The sequence below is a fragment of the Mycobacterium sp. VKM Ac-1816D genome, assembly GCF_000416385.1.
Taxonomy (GTDB): domain Bacteria; phylum Actinomycetota; class Actinomycetes; order Mycobacteriales; family Mycobacteriaceae; genus Mycobacterium; species Mycobacterium neoaurum_A.
Window position 1 is genome coordinate 13,196 of record NZ_AOHQ01000102.1, and the last position, 23,266, is coordinate 36,461.

The window sequence follows — 23,266 nt, forward strand, 5'->3', positions numbered from 1 at the left end:
GGCCCACCGTGACTACCGAGACAGCCGGCATTCGCGAGATCGACACCGGCGACCTGCCCGACCGCTATGCGCGCGGTTGGCATTGCCTGGGACCGGTGAAGGACTACCTCGACGGCAAGCCGCACGGGGTGGAGATCTTCGACACCATGCTGGTCGTCTTCGCCGACTCCGAGGGTGAGCTCAAGGTTCTGGACGGTTACTGCCGGCACATGGGCGGCAACCTCGCCCAGGGCACCATCAAGGGTGACACCGTGGCCTGCCCGTTCCACGATTGGCGCTGGGGTGGCGACGGCAAGTGCAAGCTCGTCCCCTACGCCAAACGCACACCGCGCCTGGCCCGCACCCGCGCCTGGCACACCGACGTACGCGGCGGGCTGCTCTTCGTCTGGCATGACCACGAGGGCAACCCACCGCAGCCCGAGGTTCGGATCCCCGAGATCCCCGAGTTCGCCAGCGACGACTGGACCGACTGGCGGTGGAACACGATGCTCATCGAGGGCTCCAACTGCCGCGAGATCATCGACAACGTCACCGACATGGCGCACTTCTTCTACATCCACTACGGGTTGCCGACGTACTTCAAGAACGTCTTCGAGGGCCACATCGCCAGCCAGTACCTACACAACGTCGGCCGTCCCGACGTCAACGACCTGGGCACCACCTACGGTGAGGCGCACCTGGATTCCGAGGCGTCCTACTTCGGTCCGTCGTTCATGATCAACTGGCTGCACAACAACTACGGCGGGTTCAAGGCCGAGTCGATCCTGATCAACCGCCACTACCCGGTCAGTCAGGACTCCTTCGTGCTGCAGTGGGGCGTCATCGTCGAAAAGCCCAAGGGGCTCGATGAGAAGACCACCGACAAGCTGGCCCGCGTCTTCACCGAGGGCGTCTCCAAGGGGTTCCTGCAGGACGTCGAGATCTGGAAGCACAAGACCCGGATCGACAACCCGCTGCTGGTCGAGGAGGACGGCGCCGTCTATCAGATGCGCCGCTGGTATCAGCAGTTCTACGTCGACGTCGCCGACGTGACACCCGATATGACCGACCGCTTCGAGATGGAGGTCGACACCACCATCGCCAACGAGAAGTGGCATGTCGAGGTCGAGGAAAACCTGAAGCTGCAGCAGGACGCCGCCGAGCAGGACGCCGCCGAACAGGGTGAGCCGCAAAAAGAGTCCGCGCAGCCGAGCTGATGACCACGCATGACGAGCGGGCCGGAACACCAGATATTGACGATCTGGCCCGCTCCATGCTGCTCCTGCACGGCGGACACGACGACGAGGACGACCACGACCACCCGGACCCCCGTACGAGTACCGGGAACTGGTCCAAGGCACCGGATTTCAGCTCCGATCCGCTCCGGGCGGCGGCGGTGCACGAAGCCACCGAGCGGGACAAGCAGCGGTATCTGACCTCCGGGTTGGCCTCAGTGGACTGCCGGTACTGTCATGCCACCGTGCAGGTCAAGAAGCTGGGCACCGAACACACGTCGGTGCAGTGGAATTCGGCGGCGACCAAGCGCTGCGCGGTCTTCGACGAGATCCGTTCCTCCGGCGGCGATCCGGCACGGGCACGCTCGTGCCACCGGCTCACCGACAGCATCAAGCACGCCATCGCCGAGGGATGCCTGGAGGAATTCTCCAGCGCACCCTCCCCCGGCGACGGCTAGGTTCTCTCTTGCGATTTCGGTGAGGATACGTGCGCACGGCGTACGTATCCTCACCGAAATCACAGTCCCTTGAAGCGCTCCTTGACCTGCTCGTCGGTCAGCCCGTAATCGCTGAGCGAGTAGGTATGCTTGGGTGCCCGCGGGCCCTTCTTGCTCTCCTCGTGGCTGGCGGTCATGGCCTGGCGCGCCGCATCGGTGAACTCGATCCCGAACGTGCTGTAGATCCCCTCCACTGCGGCGACCGGATCCTTGATGAACTCGAAATAGTCGACATCGCAGAACTGTGCCGGATCATGCTTGGCCCGTTCGGCGTTGAACAGTTCCAGCCCACGGGACCAGGTCTCCAGGGAGTCCTCGCCGATGACCTTGCCGGAGAAGCTGTTCGACCAGCCCTCGGTGGTGTGCTGGGCCAGTGAGCACATCGAGGCCATGATCGTCTCGGCCGGCCGGTGGCATTGCACCACCAGCGCATCGGGGTAGGCAGCGAACAACGCGTCGAGGGCGAACAGGTGGCTCGGATTCTTGAGCACCCAGCGCTTTTCGGGCTCGTTGAGGCCGATCAACTGCAGGTTCTTGCGATGCCGCTGATAGGACTTGGTCCAGTCCTGCTGGGCCAGCCAACGCGAATAGGTGGGGATGTGCGCCAGGGTCTCATAGGACACCGAATGCAGCGATTGCCGTAACAGCTGCCAGCACTCTTCGACCTCGTCGGCGGTCATGTAGTGCAGGCCGGTGTAGTCAGGGTTCTCCTCATGCGCCTTGGTGAACTGCGCATCGAGCTGGGCGAAGATCGGATTATCCGACCAGGTTTCGCGCGGTGGACGCGGCTGCGGGAACTCGGCCAACCACAGCTCGAGGCCCTGGTGCCGCGGATCGGCGGTGAGCAGCCGGTGGATGACAGTGGTGCCGGTGCGCGGCAGTCCGGTCACGAAGATCGGTCGCTCGATCGGCACATCGGCGTGCTGCGGATACTGCTTGAACGCCGCCTCCGACACCAGCCGGGCCACCAGCGCATTCCGGACGAAGAAGCGCTGCATCTTGCTGCCGAATTCGGTGAGATCAGCATCCCGCTGATACGCGTCCAACAGGACGGCGAGCGCCTCCTTGTAGTTGTCGCTGTCATCACCGAAATCGTCGAGCCCACAGGCTTTGGTCGCCGATGCATGCAGATCTTCGACGGTTCCCACGTCGGTGCGTGTCATATCGAGTGCTCCATCAGAACTTGTACTCCCCGCAGTTGACATCCAGAGTCTGCCCGGTGATACCGCTGGACAGATCGCTGGCCATGAACAGAATCGCCGAGGCCACCTCGTCCTCGGTCGGCAGTTTCTTCAGATCACTGTTGGCGGCGGCGGCCTTGTAGATCTCGTCCACCGTCGTGCCGTACTTACCCGCCTGGTGCTCGAAATAGCTCTGCAACGTTCCGCCCCAGATATAGCCGGGCAGAACCGAATTCACCCTGATCCCGGCCTCACCGAGCTCGCTGGCCAGCGACTGCGACATGGCCAGCAACGCCGACTTGGCCAGCTTGTAGGCGCCCTGCTTGGGATCGGAGTGCCGAACGACCATCGAGTTGACATTGACCACCGACCCCTTGGACTCGGTCAGTGCGGGGGTGAAACCCTGGATGAGTCGCAGTGCGCCGAGCACGGTGAGCTCGACGGTCTCCCGAATGTGCTCGAAGCTGGTCTTGGCGAACGGTTTCATCGACGGCACCCGGAATGCGTTGTTGATCAGGACGTCGACCTTGCCGAACTCGGACATCGAGGTCGAAACCAGGTTGGCCACCTGGGCCTCGTCGGTGATATCCGTACCGACGGCCAACGCCCGGCGGCCGAGCGCGCGCACCTGTCCCGCGACATCCTCCAGACGTTCCACGGTGCGGGCGGCCAGGATCACATCGGCACCCTCCTCGGCACATCGACGCGCCAGCGTGGTGCCCAGCGCCGGGCCCACACCGCTGATGACGACAACTCGATCCTTCAGAAGTCCACCCACAGTCGCGGCCATGCTCAACCCACCATTCTTTCGCCGATCAGCTTCTGGCGCAGCGCGATCCGTGCCCGCCAATCATCCTGGGAGATCTTGTTCGATTCGTAGTAGGGCAATGCCGCCGGCACGGCATCCAGGTCGACGATCTCCATCGTCGGGCCGTCGGCCTCGGTCAGTTCCCGCGAGACCCGCTGCCAGCGGAACTGCAGGTACCCCTTACGGTGGCCGAGCGTCTCACACCAGTTCGTCACGCCCGGGTTGCCCTCGGACACCACGATGCGGATCTTGCCGTCCGGATCCGCCTGTGCCTGAGTACCGTTCAGTGAGGTCTGGTGATTGATGTAATCCAGCGAGATGTACCACAGGCTGCCCAACTGGAACCCGAGGTAGGGCGCATCGCTCACCGGTAGCGTGATGACGATCGCCTGCTCACCCGTGATGTCGTAATGCCCGACCGAGGAGTACTGGGTGGCCAACCCGCCCGGGGTCAGCCGCGGCGCGGTCAGTGTGTTGACCGGCAGGTTGTCATAGAACCACTTGGGGAACTGCAGCCAGGTCTTCACCCGTTGCACCAACTGCTTTCCCGCGACGTTGAATCTCTTCTCGATCAGTTCCTTGGACAGCGGCTCCGGCGCGGTACCCGCGGTGTCGGTGCGAGCGATCGCGAAGGCGCCGCGCTGGGCGGACCAATCGTTGTAGACCTCGCGGATCACCAACTGGGCGGGCTTGTCCGGGGTGAAGCGCCATTCGAAGGTGCCGTCGGCGGCGATATCGAGCTTGCGGTCGTCGAAGGCGGTCTCGCTGTCGGGCACCGTTTCGTCGGTGTACTCACCGCCGATGAGCTGGAAGCTGACGTCGGTGGTGGTGCCGCGCCGCCCGGTCACGACGTATTCGTGGCCCGGCTGCACTCGGGTGCCGAAGTACATGGTGTCCGGGTTGTCCAGACCCATCTTGGTGAACGGACCGGTTCCGCTGTGCAGGAACGGATGCTCGCGGTCGTAATCGAACGCCACATGCGTGCACGCCGCGATGCATCCCGCCAGATACTGCAGGCCTTCCAGCAGATCGGCTTCGGACTCGATGAAGGGGGCTTCGGTGACGAGGCGTTCGGCCTCGGCGATGGCATCGGCCAGCGGCTGCGAATACATCCGGGCATCACCTTTCGTTCCAATATTGGACCGTCGTGGTAGAGTTTCCGACCTGAGACTAGAACGCGTTCTAGTTCACGTCAACGTCGGGAGGTGCGGTGCCAGACCAGGCGACCGGACGCGCGTCCCCGCCCACCGAACGGGTGGTGGCGGTGCTGAACTTCCTGGCCGCGCACCCGCATGACCGCTTCGGGCTCTCCGAACTGGCCCGCCGGGTCAACCTCAGCAAGCCCACCTGCCTGGGGATCCTGACCAGCCTGACCGAGTCGGGCTACCTCGTACGCCAGGCCGGCGAGGGCACCCGGGACAAGACCTACGGGCTCGGCCCCGCGCTGATCACGCTGGGGCACACCGCGCAACAGGCCCTGCGGGTGAGCCCCGCGGCGCAGGCCGAGTTGCGATCACTGTCGGATGCATTCGGTGCCACCGCTGCCCTGTCCGGTGTCGTCGACGACCGCATCACGCTGCTCGAACTCGTCTCGCCCCCGGGCACACCCATCACGGTGCGAGTCGGGCAGAGCTACCCGTTCGCGCCACCGGTCGGGCTGATGTTCGTCCTCTGGGACGACGGGGCGGTCCGCGACTGGCTCGCCAAGGAACCCACGATTCCGTTGGACACCGACAGCGATCGGTTCGAACGGGTCATCACCGCCTGCCGCGCCTGCGGATATCTGGTGGAGCGGCTCACCCCCGGTGGCCGGAGGCTGTATGCGCTGATGGCGGGCATGTCGAACACGCTGCCCGACGAACTCCGGGCGCTGCTCGGGGAATTGGTCTCCGATATCGGTGAGCGGGTCTACCTACCGGGCACCGATGATCCCGAGACGCGTCACGACATCAGCGTCATCGCCGCTCCCGTCTTCGATCACCACCGCCGCCAGGTGATGGTGGCGACGATGCAGATCGGCGCGGCATTGACCGACGCCGATATCGCGGCACGTGCGCACGCGCTGATGGCGACCGCCGACGCGGTCACCTCGTCCCTCGGCGGCATCAAGCCCGGGTTCTAGCTCACCGCCGCCAGCGCGAACGGCAGCACGTCGACCGCCCCGGCGGCCCGGACGGTCAACGCGGCCATCGTCATCGTCCACCCGGTATCGGTCATATCGTCGACCAGCAGCACGGTCTCGCCAGCGACGCCTGCCGGCAACTCCCAGGCATCGCGCAGCGCGGCAACCCGATAGGCCGAGTTGGCGGCGACCACGGGTCGGTGTTCGGGCGAATAGTTCAGGACACCGAGATCTTTCAGCTTCCCGACCGCCGCCAACCGGGTCGCGATGCTGCGGATCAAGACCGGGTGGCGCACCGAATCGACGGCGAGTACCGAGGTCGGCCGCCGCGCCCAATCCCACGCCTTGAGCACCTCGATGGCCGCGGTGATCACGGCGTCGGGCACCTCGGCATCCGGTTCGTCGAGCAGCGTCCGCAAGCGGGCACCCCATCCCAGGTCGGTCAGCCTGCCGATCACCCGGCCCGCCGACGGCCCCTCCCCGATCCGTCCGGACAGATCCACCCCGATCCGGCTCATGCCGGTGGGCCACTGTTTGCGTGGAGCGATCTCGACGCCGGGGCGCATCAGCCGCGCGCGGGTCGCCTCCACCGACTCCGCGTCGACCTCGGAGCGATACCGCGGGCCGACGCAATTATCACACCGCCCGCACGCCTGCGGACCGAGCTCCGGATCATCGAGTTGCTTGCGCAGGAACACCATTCGACAGTCGGTGGTGCGCTGGTAGTCGAGCATGGCCTGTTGTTCACGTTTGCGCGCCTCGTCGAGGCGCGCGTATCGGGGCTCGTCGTAGGACCAGGGTTGCCCGGTGCCGATCCAGCCGCCCTTCACCCGGCGCACCGCCCCGTCGACATCGAGGACCTTGAGCACCATCTCCAACCGCGACCTGTTGAGGTCCACCAGCGGCTCCAGCGCCGCGGTGGACAACGCCCGATCGGGTTCGAGTGCACCGATCACCTTGCGCACCAAGGGTTCCGACGGAAAGGCGACCGAGGCGAAGTAGCGCCACACGTCGACATCCTCGCGGCCCGGCAGCAGGATCACCTCGGCGCTGTCGGTCGATCGGCCGGCGCGCCCGACCTGCTGGTAGTAGGCGATCGGCGACGACGGCGCACCGAGGTGCACCACGAACCCCAGGTCGGGCTTGTCGAAACCCATCCCCAGCGCCGAGGTGGCGATCAATGCCTTGACCCGATTGCCCAGCAGGTCGGCCTCCAACTGCTCGCGCTCGGAGGCCTCGGTACCGCCGGTATAGGCGGCCACGGTGTGGCCGTGCTCGCGCAGCAGGGCGGCGATATCGTGCGCCTGGGCCACCGTCAGCGTGTACACGATGCCCGAACCCGGCAGGGAATCCAGATGCGCGGCCAACCACGCCGCGCGTTGCGCGGGACCGCCCGCCTGTACCACCGACAGCCGCAGCGATTCTCGATCCAACCCACCGCGCAGGACCAGGGTGCCGTCCCCGGAGCCGCCGACGCCCAGCTGGGTGGCGACATCCTCGACGACGCGGTCGTTGGCGGTCGCCGTGGTGGCCAGCACCGGGATATCGGTGCCCAACTCGGCGACGAGGGTGCGGATGCGCCGGTAGTCGGGCCGGAAATCATGCCCCCAGTCGGACACACAGTGCGCCTCGTCGACGACCACCAGACCGGCGTCGGCGGCCAGCGCGGGCAGCACCGCGTCACGGAAGTCCGGGTTGTTCAACCGCTCCGGACTGACCAGCAGCACGTCGAGTTCACCGGCCCGCACCCTGGTGTGCACGTCCTCCCATTCGGTGACGTTGCTGGAGTTGATGGTGGCCGCCTGCACCCCCGCTTTGCGCGCGGCCTCGACCTGGTTGCGCATCAAGGCCAGCAGCGGGGACACGATCACCGTCGGCCCACGGCCCGCGGCACGTAGGAGTTTGGCGGCGATGAAGTACACCGCCGATTTGCCCCACCCGGTGCGCTGTACCACCAGCGCGCGTCGGCGGTGGACGACGAGTGCCTCGATGGCCGTCCACTGGTCATCGCGCAGGACGGCCTGCGGCCCGGCCAGCTGTTCGAGGATGGCCTGCGCGTCGGTGCGGGTGGTCATCGGTCCATCGTGCCAACCGGGTATGACGTGCCCGCTCAGCGCACCCTGGCGATGACGTCCAGGTCGACACCGCGCGCCACGGCCAGATGCACCGGGTGCCGGGCAGCTCCCCGGTGCAGATCGACAGGACCGTGCGGGGAATCCCAGCCCCACTCGTCGAAGGCCCGGCGGGCGTCGGCGACCGTGGGCACCGATGTCGTCGCGATACCGGCCAGCAGGTGCACTCCCGAGTAGGTCGTCTCGGCCATCGTGCCGGGCGCCGGTGCCGCGGGCTCCCCGATCGGGCCGGTGCCATTGATCAGATCGAAGGCGCGGCTGAATCCGGCGCTGAACTCGGCAGCGGCGGCCGAAGCCAGGCCGGCGAACCAGCCCGCCGAGATGAACAGGTTCCCGGTCGCCTCGCTGCCACTGGCCAGTACCACCGTCTCGTCGGTGAACGGGCTGAACCGGGTGACGGTGGCATCCAGGCCCGCCGCGGCGAACGCCCGGTTGAAGCGCACCGCGTCCGAGCCGACCAGCAGTGTGATGACACCGTCGGCGCCGGCGGCGACGATATCGGCGAGCACCCGGTCCCACGCGAACGGATCGTCGGCGCCCAGTGGCAGGAACCGCTCGCCCAGGATCGAGATGTCGCTACCGTCCAAGCCGGCCCGGGTCGCCCGCGCCGATCCTCGTGGCCATACGTAGTCGTTGCCGACGATGAACCACCGCCGCAACCGCAGTTCGGTGCGCAGCCAGTGCAGCGAGGCGATGATCTGATCGCCCGGGACCTCCCCGCTGCACAGCACTCCGTCGCTGCGTTCGCCACCTTCATAGGCCGCGGCGTACACGTAGGGGACGCGGCCGCCGACCTCGCGGGCGATCGCCTGCCTCGCGTTGGACAGATGCCAGCCGGTGACGGCATCGACGGCTCCGGAATCCACCAATTCCCTGATCCGAGTCGCGACCCCGGTGGGATCGCCACCGGCGTCCACATGCACGAACTGCACCGAGCGTCCGGCCACCCCACCCGCGGCGTCGATCTCGGCGGCGGCGAGTTCGGCGGCGGCCCGACACTCGAGCCCGAAGATGCCGGCCGGACCACGACGCGGCAGTGCCAGCGCCACCCGGAACTCCGAACGGGAGCGCCGATGTTGTTCCGTCCTGGCGAACGGATCTGGCATGCTGTGAAGTCCTGATCGGGAAGGCATGTCATGGACGATCTCGTCGAGGCCCTCGCGTTGCTGCGGCGCGCCGCCGTCGTCGCCGCGAGCATCGACGGCGCGCTCGCCGGGACCGATCTGACGGTCGATCGCTGGCGGGCGCTGCACGTCATCCACCACGATCCCGGCTGCTCGATGTCCGATATCGTCGACGCGCTCGCCATCCCGTCCACCTCGGCGACACGCATCGTCGACGCACTTGTCGAACTCGGCGCGGTGTATCGCACCGTCTCGGCGCAGGACCGCCGCCGAACCACGCTGCGGTCGTCGTCGCATGGTGCCGAACTCCTCCGAACCGCAGAGTCGGCAATCACCCCAATTGTTTTCCTTCGGGACGGCGACCCCACGCCAATCTAGGACGTGCGTATTACGTCATTGTAGAGCGCACGGCCTGCGGCCACCGGGTGAACTGCCGCAGCCATGACGATCGTGTAAACAATCCCGGCCGGCGCTGCAGATGCGCCGGTTTGCCCTTGACGGAGCGTCCCGCCGGTGTAGGTTCGACATTATTCCCAGATGGGAACATTTGACGAACAGGGTTTCCGTGCCACGCTATCGCTATCGCTGCCCGGACGACGGGCCATTCGACATGACCTTCCCCATCGGGACCGCACCGGCCAGTGTCGAATGTGAAAAGTGTTGCGCAGCAAGCAATCGCCTCTATGGCGGTGGTGCGATGGTGCGTTCAAACCCGGCCGGCACCCGCGCGCTGGACCTCCATGCGCAGTCCCAGGCCAACCCCGGCGTCGTCCGCAGATCGTCAGCCTCGTCCGATCCGGCACGCCTACGGTACGCCGATCCGCGTCACCGGATGCTACCCAAACCGTAACGCCTTGTATCAGAACGTTTTCCGTCAATCGAGGAGGCACACATGCCCGAAGTGATCTTTCCCGTCGACCAGAGCAAGCCGTTTCGCGAGCAGCAGCTGGTCGGGCACAACCGCTGGCACCCGGACATCCCGGCCGTGGCGACGGTGAAGTCCGGCGACAGCTTCCGGGTGGAGTCCAAGGAATGGTTCGACGGGACCATCGTCAACTCCGATGACGCCAACGACATCCGTGACTGCGACCTCACCATGGTCCACCAATTGTCCGGCCCGTTCGCCGTCGAAGGCGCGCAACCCGGCGACCTACTGGTCGTCGACATTCTCGACGTCGGTCCGGTACCCCAGCAGACCGGACCGGTGGCCGGCCAAGGGTGGGGTTACACCGGGATCTTCGCCAAGGACAACGGTGGCGGTTTCCTCACCGATTGGTTCCCCGACGCCTACAAGGCGATCTGGGATTTCACCGGCCAGAAGGCCACCAGTAGGCATGTGCCGGGAGTGGAGTTCACCGGCCTGATCCATCCCGGCCTGATGGGCACCGCGCCCAGTGCGGACCTGTTGGCAAAATGGAATCACCGCGAAGCCCAGCTCATCGCCACCGATCCCGACCGGGTGCCGCCGCTCGCGCTGCCGCCGCTGCCGTCCAATGCGGTGTTGGGCAGCCTCACCGGAGCCGACTACGAGCGTGCCGCGGCCGAGGCGGCCCGCACGGCCCCGCCGCGGGAGAACGGTGGCAACCAAGACATCAAGAACCTCTCCAAGGGCAGCCGGATCTTCTATCCGGTGTTCGTGGACGGCGCCAATCTGTCGCTGGGCGACCTGCACTTCTCTCAAGGCGACGGCGAGATAACCTTCTGTGGCGCGATCGAGATGGGCGGCTACATCGATCTGCGCGTGGAGATCATCAAGGGCGGGATGGAGACCTACGGTGTCACCACCAATCCGATCTTCATGCCGGGGATCGTGGAACCGCGTTACTCGGAGTTCCTCACCTTCGTCGGGTTCTCGGTAGACCGCAACGGCACCCAGCACTACCTGGACACCACGCTGGCGTACCAGAATGCTTGCCTCAACGCCATCGAGTACCTGTCGAAATTCGGCTGGACCAAGGAGCAGGCCTACCTGATCCTGGGTGCCGCGCCGGTGGAGGGCAGGATGTCCGGCGTCGTCGATGTCCCCAATTCATGTGCCACGCTGTATATTCCGACCGCCATCTTCGATATCGATGTGCGCCCGTCCAGCACTCCGCCGCAGCGGATCGACCGCGGGCAGTGCGCGGTGAGCAACTGATGCCCGCACCCACCGACGCCGAATACTTCGATCTCGGGGACTTCACCCTGCAGAACGGTTTCACACTGCGCGATGCCCGGCTCGCCTACAAGACCTACGGCACGCTCAACGCCGACAAGTCCAACGTGATCGTCTATCCGACCTGGTATTCGGGTTGGCACACCGACAACGAATGGCTCATCGGACCCGGCCGCGTCCTGGACCCTGTGACCGCATTCATCATCGTCCCGAACATGCTTGGCAACGGTCTGTCGTCATCACCGTCGAACACGCCGGCGCCCTATGACGGACCCCGTTTCCCGGCGGTGACGTTCCATGACCAGGTGGAAGCCCAGTATCGTTTGGTCACAGAAAAATTCGGTATCGGTTCGATCTCCCTGGTGACCGGATGGTCGATGGGTGCCGGTCAGACCTATCAGTGGGCCGTGAGCCATCCGGAGATGGTGGAGCGGGCCGCACCGTTCTGCGGGTCGAGCATCACCGCCCCGCACAACAAGGTGTTCCTGGAGTCACTGGTGGCCGCGTTGACGGCCGATGCGGCGTTCGCCGAAGGCGACTACGACCCGGCCCGGCCTCCGATCAAGGGCCTGCGGGCCTTTGCCAGGGTGTACTCCGGATGGGGCTACTCACAGGCCTTCTATTGGCAAGAGACGTGGCGCGAACTCGGCTACACCTCCTTCGACGATTTTCTCTACGGATTCTGGGAGGGCTTCTTCCGCGACGGCCGCGACCCCAACAACCTGATCACGATGATCGGCACGTGGCACAGCGGAAATGTCGGGAACACACCGGGTTTCGATGGCGACGTAGAGAAGGCGCTGGCCTCGATCAAGTGCCCGCTGCTGGCCATGCCCGCCGAGAAGGATCTGTACTTCCCGCCCGAAGACGAGCAGTGGGCCAGTCAGTTCATACCCGACGGCGAGGTCAGGGTGATCCCCGGAATCTGGGGGCATTTCGCCGGCGGTGGCGCCAACGATGTGGACACCGATTTCATCGACGCCGGGTTGCGCGAGCTGATGAGCAAGCCGGGATACGCGCCGCCGGAGTAGTCTCCCGCCAAAGGGGGACACATGGTGCGATTGCATGTCGAACGGGTCATCGCGGCAATGCCGGAACGGGTGTTCGACTGGCTTGACGACCCGGCCAACCTGGTGACCGCCCCGATGATCCTGCGTGCCGGTTGGGCCGCGGATTCCGTGGAACCCGGGGCCGGTGCCGTGCGGGAAGCGGTCGGCACGGGAGTGTGGCTACGGGAACAGATCACCGAATACGATCGCCCGCACCGCTATTCGTATCTCATAGTGCGCTCGTTTCCGGCATTCGGTCACGAGGGCGGGACAGTGACCCTGTCGGCGGCAACCGGGGGTACCCACGTCGACTGGGTCAGCAGCTACTCTCATCCGTTGCGCGCCGGCGGCGCGGCGTTGAATGTCATTACCGCACGGTTGCTGCCGTGGAACTTCGAGGCGATCCTGGCTGCCTGCGCCCGTGCACTGGAGCGCTGATCACCTCGATCGCGTCGACTCATCTCCAGAGCGGCCGCGCGCTGCCCGTGTACGCGCGGCCGGTTCCGGACGGTGATTCACATCAGGCGTTCTGGGCTTCCTGTTCGCGTTTGATTTCCAGGGCGATGTCGATGAGTTGGTCTTCTTGGCCGCCGATGAGTTTGCGTTGCCCGGCCCGGTGCAGCAGTTGGTGCGCGGGTACGCCGTAGCGCTCGGACTGACGGATGGCGTGCTTGAGGAAACTGGAATACACCCCCGAGTAACCCATGATCAACGCGTTGCGATCCAGCAGGCATTCCGCGGGCATCGCCGGGGCCACAACCTCTTCGGCGGCATCGGCGATCTCGAAGAAATCGATCCCGGTCTTCACCCCGATCTTGTCGAACACCCCGATCATCGCCTCCACCGGCGCATTACCCGCACCAGCACCGAACCGCCGACACGACCCATCGATCTGCTTGGCACCCGCGCGCACCGCCTCGATGCTGTTGGCCACCCCCAACCCGAGATTCTCATGACCATGAAAACCGACCTGCGCGTCATCACCGAGCTCGGCCACCAACGCAGACACCCGATCAGCGACCTGATCGAGCACCAACGCACCCGCCGAATCCACCACATACACACACTGACATCCCGCATCGGCCATGATCCGGGCCTGGGCAGCCAGCTTCTCCGGGCTGATGGTGTGGCTCATCATCAAAAAACCCACCGTCTCCAGGCCGAGTTCACGGGCCAACCCGAAATGCTGAATCGACACATCAGCCTCGGTGCAATGGGTCGCGATGCGGCAGATCTCCCCACCGTTGTTCTGCGCCTGGATGATGTCCTCCTTGGTCCCCACACCCGGCAACATCAAAAACGCGATCTTGGCGTCCTTGGCCGTCTCGGCCGCCAGCTTGATCAACTCCTGCTCAGGAGTTTTCGAAAACCCGTAATTGAAGCTCGACCCACCCAGCCCATCACCGTGAGTCACCTCGATCACCGGCACGCCCGCGGTATCAAGGGCAGCGACGATCGAGGCCACCTCATCGGCGCTGAACTGGTGACGCTTGTGATGGGACCCGTCGCGCAGCGACGTATCGGTCATCCGGACATCCCACACCGGATTGAAGAAAATCTCGCTCATGCCTGCACTCCTGCTCCCGCTGCGCTGCGTTCCTTGGCGATCTCCTCGCCGACCTTGGTCGCCGCCGCGGTCATGATGTCCAAATTCCCCGCATACGGGGGCAGATAATCCCCGGCCCCCTCGACCTCGACGAAGATGGTCACCACATGCTGGCCACCATTGACCACCGACGGCTCATCGAACTGCGGCTCATTGAGCAACCGATACCCGGGCACATAGCTCGCCACCTGCCCGACGACCTCCTTGATCGAGGCGGTGATCGCCGCGTGATCGGCATCCTCAGGGATCGCACAAAAGATGGTGTCCCGCATGATCATCGGCGGATCCGCCGGATTCAAAATGATGATCGCCTTACCGCGTGCCGCCCCACCAATATCCCGCACACCGGCACTGGTGGTCTTGGTGAACTCATCGATATTCGCCCGCGTCCCCGGCCCCGCCGACGCGCTCGACACCGACGCCACAATCTCGGCATACCGCACATCCACCACACGCGACACCGCGTACACCATCGGGATCGTCGCCTGCCCACCACAGGTCACCATGTTCACATTCGGCGCACCCAGATGCGCCCGCAGATTCGCCGGCGGAATCACCCCCGGCCCCACCGCCGCCGGAGTCAGATCGATCGCAGTGATCCCCGCCGCCTCATACCGCGGCGCCGCATCACGATGCACATACGCCGAGGTGGCCTCGAACACCACATCAGGCCTCTCGGACTGGCCCAGCAACCAGTCCACCCCCTCATGGGAGGTCTCCAACCCCAGCTTGCGGGCACGCGCCAACCCCTCCGACGCCGGATCGATCCCGATCATCCACCGCGGCTCCAACCAGTCCGACCGCAACAGCTTGTACAACAGGTCGGTGCTGATATTGCCCGACCCCACAATCGCAACACTCAACTTCTCAGCCATATGTGGCTCCTATTCGAAAGAAAGACGAACCGAACCCAGCCCGTCGAAATCCGCGACAAACTCATCCCCCGGCCGAGCATCCACAGCCCGCATACACGCACCCGGCAACACGATGTCCCCCGCACGCAGACGCACCCCGAACTGATCGACCTTGCGCGCCAACCACGCCACCGAGGTCACCGGATTACCCAACACCGCATCACTGCGACCCTCAGCGACCACCTCACCATTGCGTGTCAAGACGGCATCGATGGCCTTTATATCGATGTCCTTGGGCGACACCCGTTCCGGGCCCAGCACCCACCCCGCCGACGACGCATTATCGGCGATCGTGTCGCACAACTTGATCTTCCAGTCCGTGATCCGGGTATCGATCAGCTCGATCGACGGTGCGAACGCCGCCGTGGCGGCCAACACATCATCCTCGGTACACCCCGCCCCGGGCAGATCATCGGCCAAGATGAACCCCACCTCAACCTCCACCCGCGGATACAAAAACCGGCCCGCCGCAACCGGTTTGTCCTCGAACACCTCCATATCAGCGAGCAGATGACCGTAATCAGGCTCATCAACCCCCATCATCTTCTGCATCGCCTCCGAGGACAGCCCCACCTTGTGCCCGATCACCCGCGCACCCTCAGCCACCCGCTGCCGAATATTGATCAACTGGATCTCGTAGGCATCCACCACATCGATATCGGGATACCGATCCGTCAACGGAGTGGTCGGCACCCGACTACGCTCCGCCTCGGCCAAATCAGCCGCGAGCACCTCGCGCACCTCGACACTGAGCATGTTGGTGAATTCCCCTCGTAATCTCATCAGGCCCTCGACCGGCACAGTTGTGGGCCTGTTGTCGAAAGGCACTGCAATTCTATAACGTGTTCTACATGACTGAACAGGACTACAGTGTCTTTGACGTAGTGGTGGTAGGGAGCGGTGCTGCCGGCATGGTCGCCGCCCTCACCGCCGCTCACCAGGGACTCTCGACAGTAGTCGTTGAGAAGGCTCCGCACTATGGCGGTTCCACGGCGCGATCCGGCGGCGGCGTGTGGATTCCGAACAACGAGGTTCTGCAGCGTGACGGGGTCAAGGACACCCCCGCCGAGGCACGCAAATACCTGCACGCCATCATCGGCGATGTGGTGCCGGCCGAGAAGATCGACACCTACCTGGACCGCAGTCCGGAGATGTTGTCGTTCGTGCTGAAGAACTCGCCGCTGAAGCTGTGCTGGGTTCCCGGCTACTCCGACTACTACCCGGAGACGCCGGGCGGTAAGGCCACCGGCCGCTCGGTCGAGCCCAAGCCGTTCAATGCCAAGAAGCTCGGTCCCGACGAGAAGGGCCTCGAACCGCCGTACGGCAAGGTGCCGCTGAACATGGTGGTGCTGCAACAGGACTATGTCCGGCTCAACCAGCTCAAGCGTCACCCGCGCGGCGTGCTGCGCAGCATCAAGGTGGGTGTGCGGTCGGTGTGGGCCAACGCCACCGGCAAGAACCTGGTCGGTATGGGCCGGGCGCTGATCGCGCCGCTGCGCATCGGCCTGCAGAAGGCCGGGGTGCCGGTGCTGTTGAACACCGCGCTGACCGACCTGTACCTCGAGGACGGGGTGGTGCGCGGAATCTACGTTCGCGAGGCCGGCGCCCCCGAGTCTGCCGAGCCGAAGCTGATCCGAGCCCGCAAGGGCGTGATCCTCGGTTCCGGTGGCTTCGAGCACAACCAGGAGATGCGCACCAAGTATCAGCGCCAGCCCATCACCACCGAGTGGACCGTCGGCGCAGTGGCCAACACCGGTGACGGCATCGTGGCGGCCGAAAAGCTCGGTGCGGCATTGGAGCTCATGGAGGACGCGTGGTGGGGACCGACCGTCCCGCTGGTGGGCGCCCCGTGGTTCGCCCTCTCCGAGCGGAACTCCCCCGGGTCGATCATCGTCAACATGAACGGCAAGCGGTTCATGAACGAATCGATGCCCTATGTGGAGGCCTGCCACCACATGTACGGCGGTCAGTACGGCCAAGGTGCCGGGCCTGGCGAGAACGTCCCGGCATGGATGGTCTTCGACCAGCAGTACCGTGATCGCTATATCTTCGCGGGATTGCAGCCCGGACAACGCATCCCGAAGAAATGGATGGAATCGGGCGTCATCGTCAAGGCCGACAGCGTGGCCGAGCTCGCCGAGAAGACCGGTCTTGCCCCCGACGCGCTGACGGCCACCATCGAACGGTTCAACGGTTTCGCACGTTCCGGCGTGGACGAGGACTTCCACCGTGGCGAGAGCGCCTACGACCGCTACTACGGTGATCCGACCAACAAGCCGAACCCGAACCTCGGCGAGATCAAGAACGGTCCGTTCTACGCCGCGAAGATGGTACCCGGCGACCTGGGCACCAAGGGTGGCATCCGCACCGACGTGCACGGCCGTGCGTTGCGCGACGACAACTCGGTGATCGAAGGCCTCTATGCGGCAGGCAATGTCAGCTCACCGGTGATGGGGCACACCTATCCCGGCCCGGGTGGCACAATCGGCCCCGCCATGACGTTCGGCTACCTCGCCGCGTTGCATCTCGCTGGAAAGGCCTGATATGCCCATCGATGTCGAGCAGGCGCTCGCCGCCGACCTTGATCCGATCGAGTTCTCCTGGACCAGCAGCGATATCCAGCTGTACCACCTGGGCCTGGGCGCCGGTTCGGACCCGATGGACGAGCGCGAACTGCGCTACCTGACCGATAACACCCCGCAGGTGCTGCCCACCTTCGGCAATGTCGCGGCCAGCTTCCACATGACCCAGGCGCCGACCGTGCAGTTCCCCGGCATCGATATCGAGCTGTCCAGGGTGCTGCACGCCAGCGAGGGTGTCAGCGTGCCGGGCCCCATCCCGACCAGCGGGACGGGATTCTCCAAGCAGCGGTTCACCGAGATCTGGGACAAGGGCAAGGCCGCCGTCATCGTCAGCGAATCCACCGTGACCGATGCCTCGGGCACGGTGTTGTGGACGACCAAACGGTCCATCTTCGCCCGCGGCGAGGGTGGTTTCGGCGGCGAGCGCGGCCCGTCCACCTCGGTCGAATTGCCCGACCGCGCACCGGATGCCGAGATCGCGTTGCCGATCCTGCCGCAGCAGGCGCTGTTGTACCGACTGTGCGGTGACCGCAATCCCCTGCATTCCGATCCGGCGTTCGCCAAGGCGGCCGGCTTCGACCGGCCGATCCTGCACGGACTGTGCACATACGGTATCGGCGCCAAGGCGATCGTCGACCATTTCCTGGACGCCGACGTGTCCCAGGTCGCCAGCTACGGCGCCCGGTTCGCCGGCACCGTCATCCCCGGCGAAACCCTGCAGGCCAACATCTGGCGCCACGACGGCAAGTTCATCGGAACGCTGACCGCGCCGAGCCGTGACAACACCGTGGTGCTCTCGGGGGTGGAGCTCGTTCCGGCCGACTAGATCACACAACAACGGCGATGGTACCGCGTGGAATACGCGGCTCACCGACGGCGACTTGTGCTTCACCTGAGCACATCCTCGGAGGACTGGGTGCGCATGTGATCCCCAGCGTCGGCCCCGAAACCCGAGTGGGAGACTGTCGGCCGGATTCGGGGAGCGGGTCGCGTTGGCGGTACACTGACCCAAGTCGGGCCGTCCGCAGCATCGGAGGCCCCGGGAGGCGGTGCCCTTGTTCTTCACCGCGAGACTCCACGCGGCACACACTCGCGCTAACGGTTCTGGTTCGTGATATCCGCCGACCGGACCGGCGTCCTCGCCCGCTTTCTCGCCGTTGTGGGTCAATCGCCGATAGATATCCGAGGCGGTGAAAGGCTGTGTCGGGCGTGCCTGGCGACACTCCCGGTGAAAAGGGTCGGCATCTCCGTCATATCCGGCGACGATGGACACGAATTTCTCTGCGCCAGCGATGATGTCGCTGAACGCATGGAGTGGTCTCAGATCGCTTTGGGGCAAGGCCCCTCCGTGGAGGCCTTCGCCGTCGCCGGCCCCATATCGACACCAGATGCGTCGATGCCGGACACCCGCTGGCCGCTACTTGCCTTGGAAGCCGCGGCAGCCAGGGCTGGGTCGGTGTACGCACTTCCGCTCCAGCTCGGCGCGATCCGGGTAGGGGTGCTCAGCCTCTATCTGGACGCTGGATCCAGGCTGAACGATCGCGATTTCGGTGACGCAGTGGCGATCGCGGATCTCGTCACGTCGCTGATGCTCGCGTCGGGGACGACCGACGATCCGGACCCACTCGACCAATGGTGGGCGCAACCGCGGTCCTCCCGGGAGATCCATCAGGCCACCGGGATGGTGGTCGCGCAACTGGGCGTGCGCGCCCGGGAAGCCTACGCCCGCTTGCAGGGATATGCCTTCGCCAACGAGCTCGGACTCGATGAAGTGGCTGCCCAGGTGGTACACCACGGTCTGCGTATCGACACGGGTCCGGATGGCGACCAGGCTCCGGCGTCATGACACGCCGTAGGAACACCAGGCCACATCGTGGCAGAATGCCGTAGGGAGCAAAATGGACCGTTACGAAGGTTTGGCCCGCGCATTCGTGGGTCTGGCAGACACGCTGGTGGCCGATTTCGACGTAGTCGAACTGGCTCAACAGCTGGTGGAGAACGCCATGACACTGCTGCCGATCGATGCCGCAGGCATCGTCCTGGCCGATGTGGACGGCAGATTTCAGGTGCTCGCCTCCAACAGCGAACAGACCCGCCTGTTGGAATTGTTCCAGATCCAATACGACAACGGTCCGTGCCTGCGGTCCTACCGCACCGGCGAACAGGTGGTCGTCGACGATCTGCGGATCGGGATCGACCGCTGGCCGGAATTTGCCGCGCGCGCCATCGCGTACGGCTTTCTATCCGTCCATGCTCTACCACTGCGGTTACGCAACGACCGGGTCGGCGCCTTGAATCTGTTGCGCTTCGATTCCGGCAAGATGTCGGACGCCGATATCGCGATCGGACAGGCACTCGCCGATGTTGCGACCATCGGGATCGTTCACCAACGCGTCGCGCTGCAGTCCGATGTGCTGAATCAGCAGCTGCAGACCGCGTTGAACACCCGGACGGTCATCGAGCAAGCCAAGGGGGTCCTGGCCGAGCGCGGTGGTGTCGACATGGACGCGGCATTCCACCTGCTGCGCCGGTACGCGCGGCGTAACAACCGACGCCTTGCCGATGTCGCGCGCGCCGTCGTGGACGGTGCCGACACCGCGGCCATCCTCAACCCGAGCTGAGTCCCCGTCAGGGGCTCGGCTCGGCGGAAGAACTTCCTTCGCTGTCATTGTGGTTCGCGCCTGCCGGTTCATCAGTGGCCTGCGCCTCATCCGGCTCTACGGTGGGCGGACCGTCTTGAACTGTGGTGGTGTCGTCTTCGTCGGGGGCGGGGAACGGATCACCGTGCTCGTCGGACTCGAAGGAGTCGTCGGCATCCACGGCGTCCTCTGATTCCGGCTGCGGAACATGCGTCGGCTCGTCGAACACCTCCGCATTCGCAAAGGACAGGGCTGCGGTCGCCACCGGCCCGGCACTCGGCGGGGCGACGAATTCGGCCACGATCTGGTCGGCAGGCTCGGGAACCGCGGTGAACGTCGCCGCAGCCGGGGTCTCGATCTGGACCACCACCGCGAACTCCACAGCTTGTTGCACGATCACAGAAGTTGTTGTCATCGAGACGTTCTCGGCCACCGGCTGGACCGCTGGGGAGTAGACGATGTATGCCTGTCTACCGCTGATTGTGACGATATCGATCTGCTCGGTCGGTCCCGTTGTCGAGGTGATACCGATCTTGTCCAGCTCCGTCCTGATACCCGACAGGTCGTTCGAGTCCAGGAAGACGGCGTCGAGCACGGTGACCAGGTCGACCAGGTCGGGATGCTCGATCAACTGGGCCAGTAACGAATCCGGAAGCCTCAGCAGCGCCTGCAATTTCAGCTCCAGCGCTGCGACATCCACGTCGTGGCCATAGCGAGAACAGAGCAGCATCAACAGCGCCTGCAGCTTCGACCTCAGCGGCACCATCGACACGGCAAGCGCCCTACTCGCCTGGGAGAACGACCCGTAACTCGCCGGCACCGCGGGCATCCGAGCGGTGTCCATCAACCTGAAACTGATCCGGCTCGTCGACGCCGACAGGTCGCCGGCAGCATCCCGGACCGGGTTGGCCTCGGCGGAAACCGGAGGCGGCCCCTGCGAGAAGGGCACATAGACTCCGGATTCGACGGCGGAGGGAAAAAGCGCCCACGCGTTGATCGCCACACCCGAAACGAGTAGCACGAGGAAGCCGCGTTTACCGGTGATGCCCAGGGGGGTGGCGCTGCGCCCTATCGGGTGCGCAGCTGCGCGCTCACCGACTCTGGGTTCGCGGATCGCCGTCAACGGGGGCAATGGCTGGATTTCAGACTGCTCGGTCATCGGTTTCTCTCCTGGTGTGGGCGATCACGGCGCCGTCCGGTCGGGGGCCCGACTACCGTGTGGCGATATGACGAGCTCCGTGCGGGTCCACCGCGGAGACCCCTGTGCGCCCTGATCTCCGGCGCCGCGCAAGGGCGGCGAAGGCACGGAGATTGTTGCGTCGTTCGTTGTTTCTCGTCTTCACGCTGATGATCGCGGTCGCTGCTGGGTTGCCCGTCTTCGTGCATCCCCAGGTGGACACGCTGCGCCGTGCCGATGCCATCCTGATCCTGAGCGGGCCACACCACGGCCGGTATCCCTTCGGATTCGATCTCGCCGAACAGGGCTGGGCGCCCAACCTGGTCGTGTCGGATCCGAGCGGAACGGACAACCCGCGCCTGACCCGGTACTGCACCGACCCGCACCCCGGGTTCACCGTGTACTGCTTCGCCCCGGACCCGGCCACCACGAAGGGTGAGGCACAGGAGTTGCAGCGGCTCGCTTCCGAACATGGTTGGCGCACAGTCATCGTGGTGACATTTCGGCCCCACGCTTCCCGGGCCAGGTACATCCTGGAGAAGTGCTTCGACGGTGAGCTCGTGATGGTGCCGAACCCGACTCCGATCTCCGTGCGCCGATGGGCGTTCGAGTACCTCTACCAGACCGCGGGATACGTCCGGGCACTGCTGCAACCCGGCTGCTGAGTGCTCGGCGGAGGTCACATCGGGCCACTGTGTGCGTGTCGCTGCTGTGTCTGCACGACGAACCCCGCGAAAGTCCCGGCATGTTCGGGTAGCAGCATGGTGTCGCTACTGCAGCCGTCGGGTCCGATGAACAGGGTGGTGCTCGCGGCGAGGCGATTCCATCGCAACGGGCGCGCCGATGACCGCTGCCACGACTCGCACGGAAGCATGACGTCGATGTGCAGACCGGAGGATGTCGGCACATACGCCCGTGCCGCGGCCAGCGTCGCCGCCACCACGGCGCGGCGGCGGATCAGGACCGCATCGCCCACGGGCTCGGACCTCTGCTCGCGCACACCGCGCACGGTGCCGGCCAGATGTCTCGCGCGCAGCGCGATGTACCGCCCGCGTTCGGCCATCGGGATCGCACACAGCCGGCGGGCGTGGGTCATCGCGCGGCTGCCGTAGTGACGACCCAGTGCGACGGTCCACTGCAGCCGGCGGTAGAACGTGCAGTACGGGGCACCGAACAGGATCAGGTCGGTGACCGTCGTGCCCGAGTTCGTGAGCTGGCGGGCGAGCTCGAACGCAATCGAGCCGCCGGCACAGTAACCGGCGATGATCATCGGTCCGCCCGGTTGGAACGCGCGGATCTGATCGGCGAAGTAGCCGGCGATGTCCTCGACGGTCGTCAGCGGCTCGCTGCCCTCCTCCAGCCCGGGCGGCTGCAGGCCGTAGAAGGGTTGCTCCGTGCCGAGGTGCTGTGCCAGCGCGCGATAGGCGAACACATCGCCGTTGTGCCCGGCGACGGCGAAGATCGGGGTATTCGTCCCGTCCGGCTGCAGCGGCACGATCGCGCGCTGCTGGGAGACCAGCCGCTGCGCCTCCCGCAGGAACGCGATCACTTCGGGCTTGCGGGTCGCGAGATCGCGCTTGTGCTCGTCGGTCAGTGCCCCGACGGGTGCATTGAGCCGCAGCCGGTCTCCGTCCAGCGCTATCCGGACGTCGAGCTTGCGCAGCTCCTCCAGAAGATCGGCAGTCGTCACAGTTCGATCTCCTCCCGCTCGCCACTGCCGGCGAATGCAAGCCGGTCGCTGCCGACGGTGGCCCATGACAGCGCGTCGATGGCGGCGGCGAGCTGTTCCGGTGTCGGACGTTCGAACAGATTGCGCAGAGGCAGCTCGACACGCGCCGATTCGCACACGTTCGCCATCACCCGCGCCGCCATCAGCGAATGCCCGCCGAGGTCGAAAAAGTTGTCGAAGACACCGATATCGCTGCGGCGCAACGCTTCACTGAACGCGGCGACGACGAGCGCCTCACTTGTGGACCGGGGGTCCACGAACGGGCACGGCTGGCTGCGTTGGTGGGTGGGTGCGGGTAAGGCTTTGCGGTCGAGTTTGGCGCTGGTGGTCAACGGCA

Annotated in this window: 23 protein-coding genes; 12 read left to right on the top strand and 11 right to left on the bottom strand. The window is 65.3% G+C overall.

What is annotated here, in order from left to right:
* The first annotated feature begins 8 nt into the window (after positions 1-8).
* Complete coding sequence (locus G154_RS01635; RefSeq protein WP_019512648.1) at positions 9-1,196, top strand: Rieske 2Fe-2S domain-containing protein; 1,188 nt, start codon at positions 9-11, stop codon at positions 1,194-1,196.
* Positions 1,196-1,672, top strand: a complete 477-nt coding sequence (locus tag G154_RS01640; protein ID WP_019512647.1) for a hypothetical protein — start codon at positions 1,196-1,198, stop codon at positions 1,670-1,672. The genes G154_RS01635 and G154_RS01640 overlap by 1 nt, the downstream gene beginning before the upstream one ends.
* A 59-nt stretch (positions 1,673-1,731) precedes the next feature.
* Here the strand turns inward: G154_RS01640 and G154_RS01645 are convergent, their stop codons facing one another.
* Genes G154_RS01645 through G154_RS01655 form a run of 3 tightly spaced genes read right to left on the bottom strand, consistent with a single transcriptional unit; the run spans position 1,732 to position 4,812 of the window.
* A complete protein-coding gene (locus G154_RS01645; RefSeq protein ID WP_019512646.1) occupies positions 1,732-2,874 on the bottom strand; it encodes a sulfotransferase in 1,143 nt (380 codons plus the stop codon).
* Between the two features lie 13 nt (positions 2,875-2,887).
* Positions 2,888-3,682 (bottom strand): SDR family oxidoreductase, encoded by a 795-nt coding sequence (locus G154_RS01650; RefSeq protein ID WP_019512645.1) that lies wholly within the window; start codon positions 3,680-3,682, stop codon positions 2,888-2,890.
* A 2-nt stretch (positions 3,683-3,684) separates the two neighbouring features.
* Positions 3,685-4,812 (bottom strand): hypothetical protein, encoded by a 1,128-nt coding sequence (locus tag G154_RS01655; RefSeq protein ID WP_019512644.1) that lies wholly within the window; start codon positions 4,810-4,812, stop codon positions 3,685-3,687.
* Positions 4,813-4,910: 98 nt separating this feature from the next.
* Here G154_RS01655 and G154_RS01660 point away from each other — a divergent pair, with 98 nt between their 5' ends.
* Entirely contained in the window at positions 4,911-5,822 is a 912-nt protein-coding gene (locus G154_RS01660; protein WP_023986319.1) for an IclR family transcriptional regulator, read from the top strand.
* Here G154_RS01660 and G154_RS01665 read toward each other — a convergent pair.
* Together G154_RS01665 and G154_RS01670 are read right to left on the bottom strand one after the other, a co-directional pair.
* Complete coding sequence (locus G154_RS01665) at positions 5,819-7,897, bottom strand: ATP-dependent DNA helicase RecQ (protein ID WP_019512642.1); 2,079 nt, start codon at positions 7,895-7,897, stop codon at positions 5,819-5,821. The genes G154_RS01660 and G154_RS01665 overlap by 4 nt on opposite strands.
* 35 nt (positions 7,898-7,932) lie before the next feature.
* A complete protein-coding gene (locus tag G154_RS01670) occupies positions 7,933-9,060 on the bottom strand; it encodes a substrate-binding domain-containing protein (protein WP_045546366.1) in 1,128 nt (375 codons plus the stop codon).
* 30 nt (positions 9,061-9,090) lie between these two features.
* Between G154_RS01670 and G154_RS01675 the strand changes: the two genes are divergently transcribed.
* From G154_RS01675 to G154_RS01695, 4 genes are all read left to right on the top strand, one after another.
* Positions 9,091-9,456 (top strand): MarR family winged helix-turn-helix transcriptional regulator, encoded by a 366-nt coding sequence (locus G154_RS01675; RefSeq protein ID WP_019512640.1) that lies wholly within the window; start codon positions 9,091-9,093, stop codon positions 9,454-9,456.
* Between the two features lie 514 nt (positions 9,457-9,970).
* Positions 9,971-11,215: a formamidase gene (fmdA, locus tag G154_RS01685; protein WP_019512639.1), complete on the top strand. Its 1,245-nt coding sequence runs from the start codon at positions 9,971-9,973 to the stop codon at positions 11,213-11,215.
* The gene (locus G154_RS01690; protein ID WP_023986322.1) at positions 11,215-12,264 is read left to right on the top strand and encodes an alpha/beta fold hydrolase; all 1,050 of its coding nucleotides are present in this window, start codon (positions 11,215-11,217) and stop codon (positions 12,262-12,264) included. Before fmdA ends, G154_RS01690 begins: the two co-directional genes overlap by 1 nt.
* Positions 12,265-12,285: 21 nt before the next feature.
* Positions 12,286-12,720, top strand: a complete 435-nt coding sequence (locus G154_RS01695; RefSeq protein WP_019512637.1) for an SRPBCC family protein — start codon at positions 12,286-12,288, stop codon at positions 12,718-12,720.
* Positions 12,721-12,802: 82 nt separating this feature from the next.
* On the opposite strand, the gene dmpG is transcribed toward G154_RS01695, so the two are convergent.
* From dmpG to G154_RS01710, 3 genes are read right to left on the bottom strand one after another with little or no spacing between them, the layout of a single operon-like run.
* Entirely contained in the window at positions 12,803-13,849 is a 1,047-nt protein-coding gene (gene dmpG / locus G154_RS01700) for a 4-hydroxy-2-oxovalerate aldolase (RefSeq protein WP_019512636.1), read from the bottom strand.
* Positions 13,846-14,763, bottom strand: a complete 918-nt coding sequence (locus tag G154_RS01705) for an acetaldehyde dehydrogenase (acetylating) (RefSeq protein ID WP_019512635.1) — start codon at positions 14,761-14,763, stop codon at positions 13,846-13,848. Before G154_RS01705 ends, dmpG begins: the two co-directional genes overlap by 4 nt.
* Positions 14,764-14,772: 9 nt before the next feature.
* The gene (locus G154_RS01710; protein ID WP_023986323.1) at positions 14,773-15,558 is read right to left on the bottom strand and encodes a 2-keto-4-pentenoate hydratase; all 786 of its coding nucleotides are present in this window, start codon (positions 15,556-15,558) and stop codon (positions 14,773-14,775) included.
* 95 nt (positions 15,559-15,653) lie between these two features.
* On the opposite strand from G154_RS01710, the gene kstD reads away from it, so the two are divergent.
* The 4 genes from kstD (at position 15,654) to G154_RS01730 (ending at position 20,005) form a co-directional block, all read left to right on the top strand.
* On the top strand, positions 15,654-17,345 hold the full coding sequence (kstD, locus tag G154_RS01715) for a 3-oxosteroid 1-dehydrogenase (RefSeq protein ID WP_036478737.1): 1,692 nt from the start codon (positions 15,654-15,656) through the stop codon (positions 17,343-17,345).
* Position 17,346: 1 nt separating this feature from the next.
* A complete protein-coding gene (locus G154_RS01720; RefSeq protein WP_019512632.1) occupies positions 17,347-18,210 on the top strand; it encodes a MaoC family dehydratase in 864 nt (287 codons plus the stop codon).
* A gap of 570 nt (positions 18,211-18,780) precedes the next feature.
* Complete coding sequence (locus G154_RS01725; RefSeq protein WP_019512631.1) at positions 18,781-19,230, top strand: ANTAR domain-containing protein; 450 nt, start codon at positions 18,781-18,783, stop codon at positions 19,228-19,230.
* Positions 19,231-19,282: 52 nt separating this feature from the next.
* Positions 19,283-20,005: a GAF and ANTAR domain-containing protein gene (locus G154_RS01730; RefSeq protein WP_019512630.1), complete on the top strand. Its 723-nt coding sequence runs from the start codon at positions 19,283-19,285 to the stop codon at positions 20,003-20,005.
* Between the two features lie 7 nt (positions 20,006-20,012).
* Here G154_RS01730 and G154_RS01735 read toward each other — a convergent pair whose 3' ends face one another.
* Complete coding sequence (locus tag G154_RS01735; protein ID WP_131701289.1) at positions 20,013-21,182, bottom strand: hypothetical protein; 1,170 nt, start codon at positions 21,180-21,182, stop codon at positions 20,013-20,015.
* Positions 21,183-21,349: 167 nt separating this feature from the next.
* On the opposite strand from G154_RS01735, the gene G154_RS01740 reads away from it, so the two are divergent.
* Positions 21,350-21,865 (top strand): YdcF family protein, encoded by a 516-nt coding sequence (locus tag G154_RS01740; protein ID WP_019512628.1) that lies wholly within the window; start codon positions 21,350-21,352, stop codon positions 21,863-21,865.
* A gap of 14 nt (positions 21,866-21,879) precedes the next feature.
* Here G154_RS01740 and G154_RS01745 read toward each other — a convergent pair whose 3' ends face one another.
* Together G154_RS01745 and G154_RS01750 are read right to left on the bottom strand one after the other, a co-directional pair.
* The gene (locus G154_RS01745) at positions 21,880-22,890 is read right to left on the bottom strand and encodes a thioesterase domain-containing protein (RefSeq protein WP_019512627.1); all 1,011 of its coding nucleotides are present in this window, start codon (positions 22,888-22,890) and stop codon (positions 21,880-21,882) included.
* Positions 22,887-23,266: phosphopantetheine-binding protein (locus G154_RS01750; RefSeq protein ID WP_202804843.1), on the bottom strand; the 380-nt coding region annotated here is incomplete at its 5' end. The genes G154_RS01750 and G154_RS01745, both read right to left, overlap by 4 nt.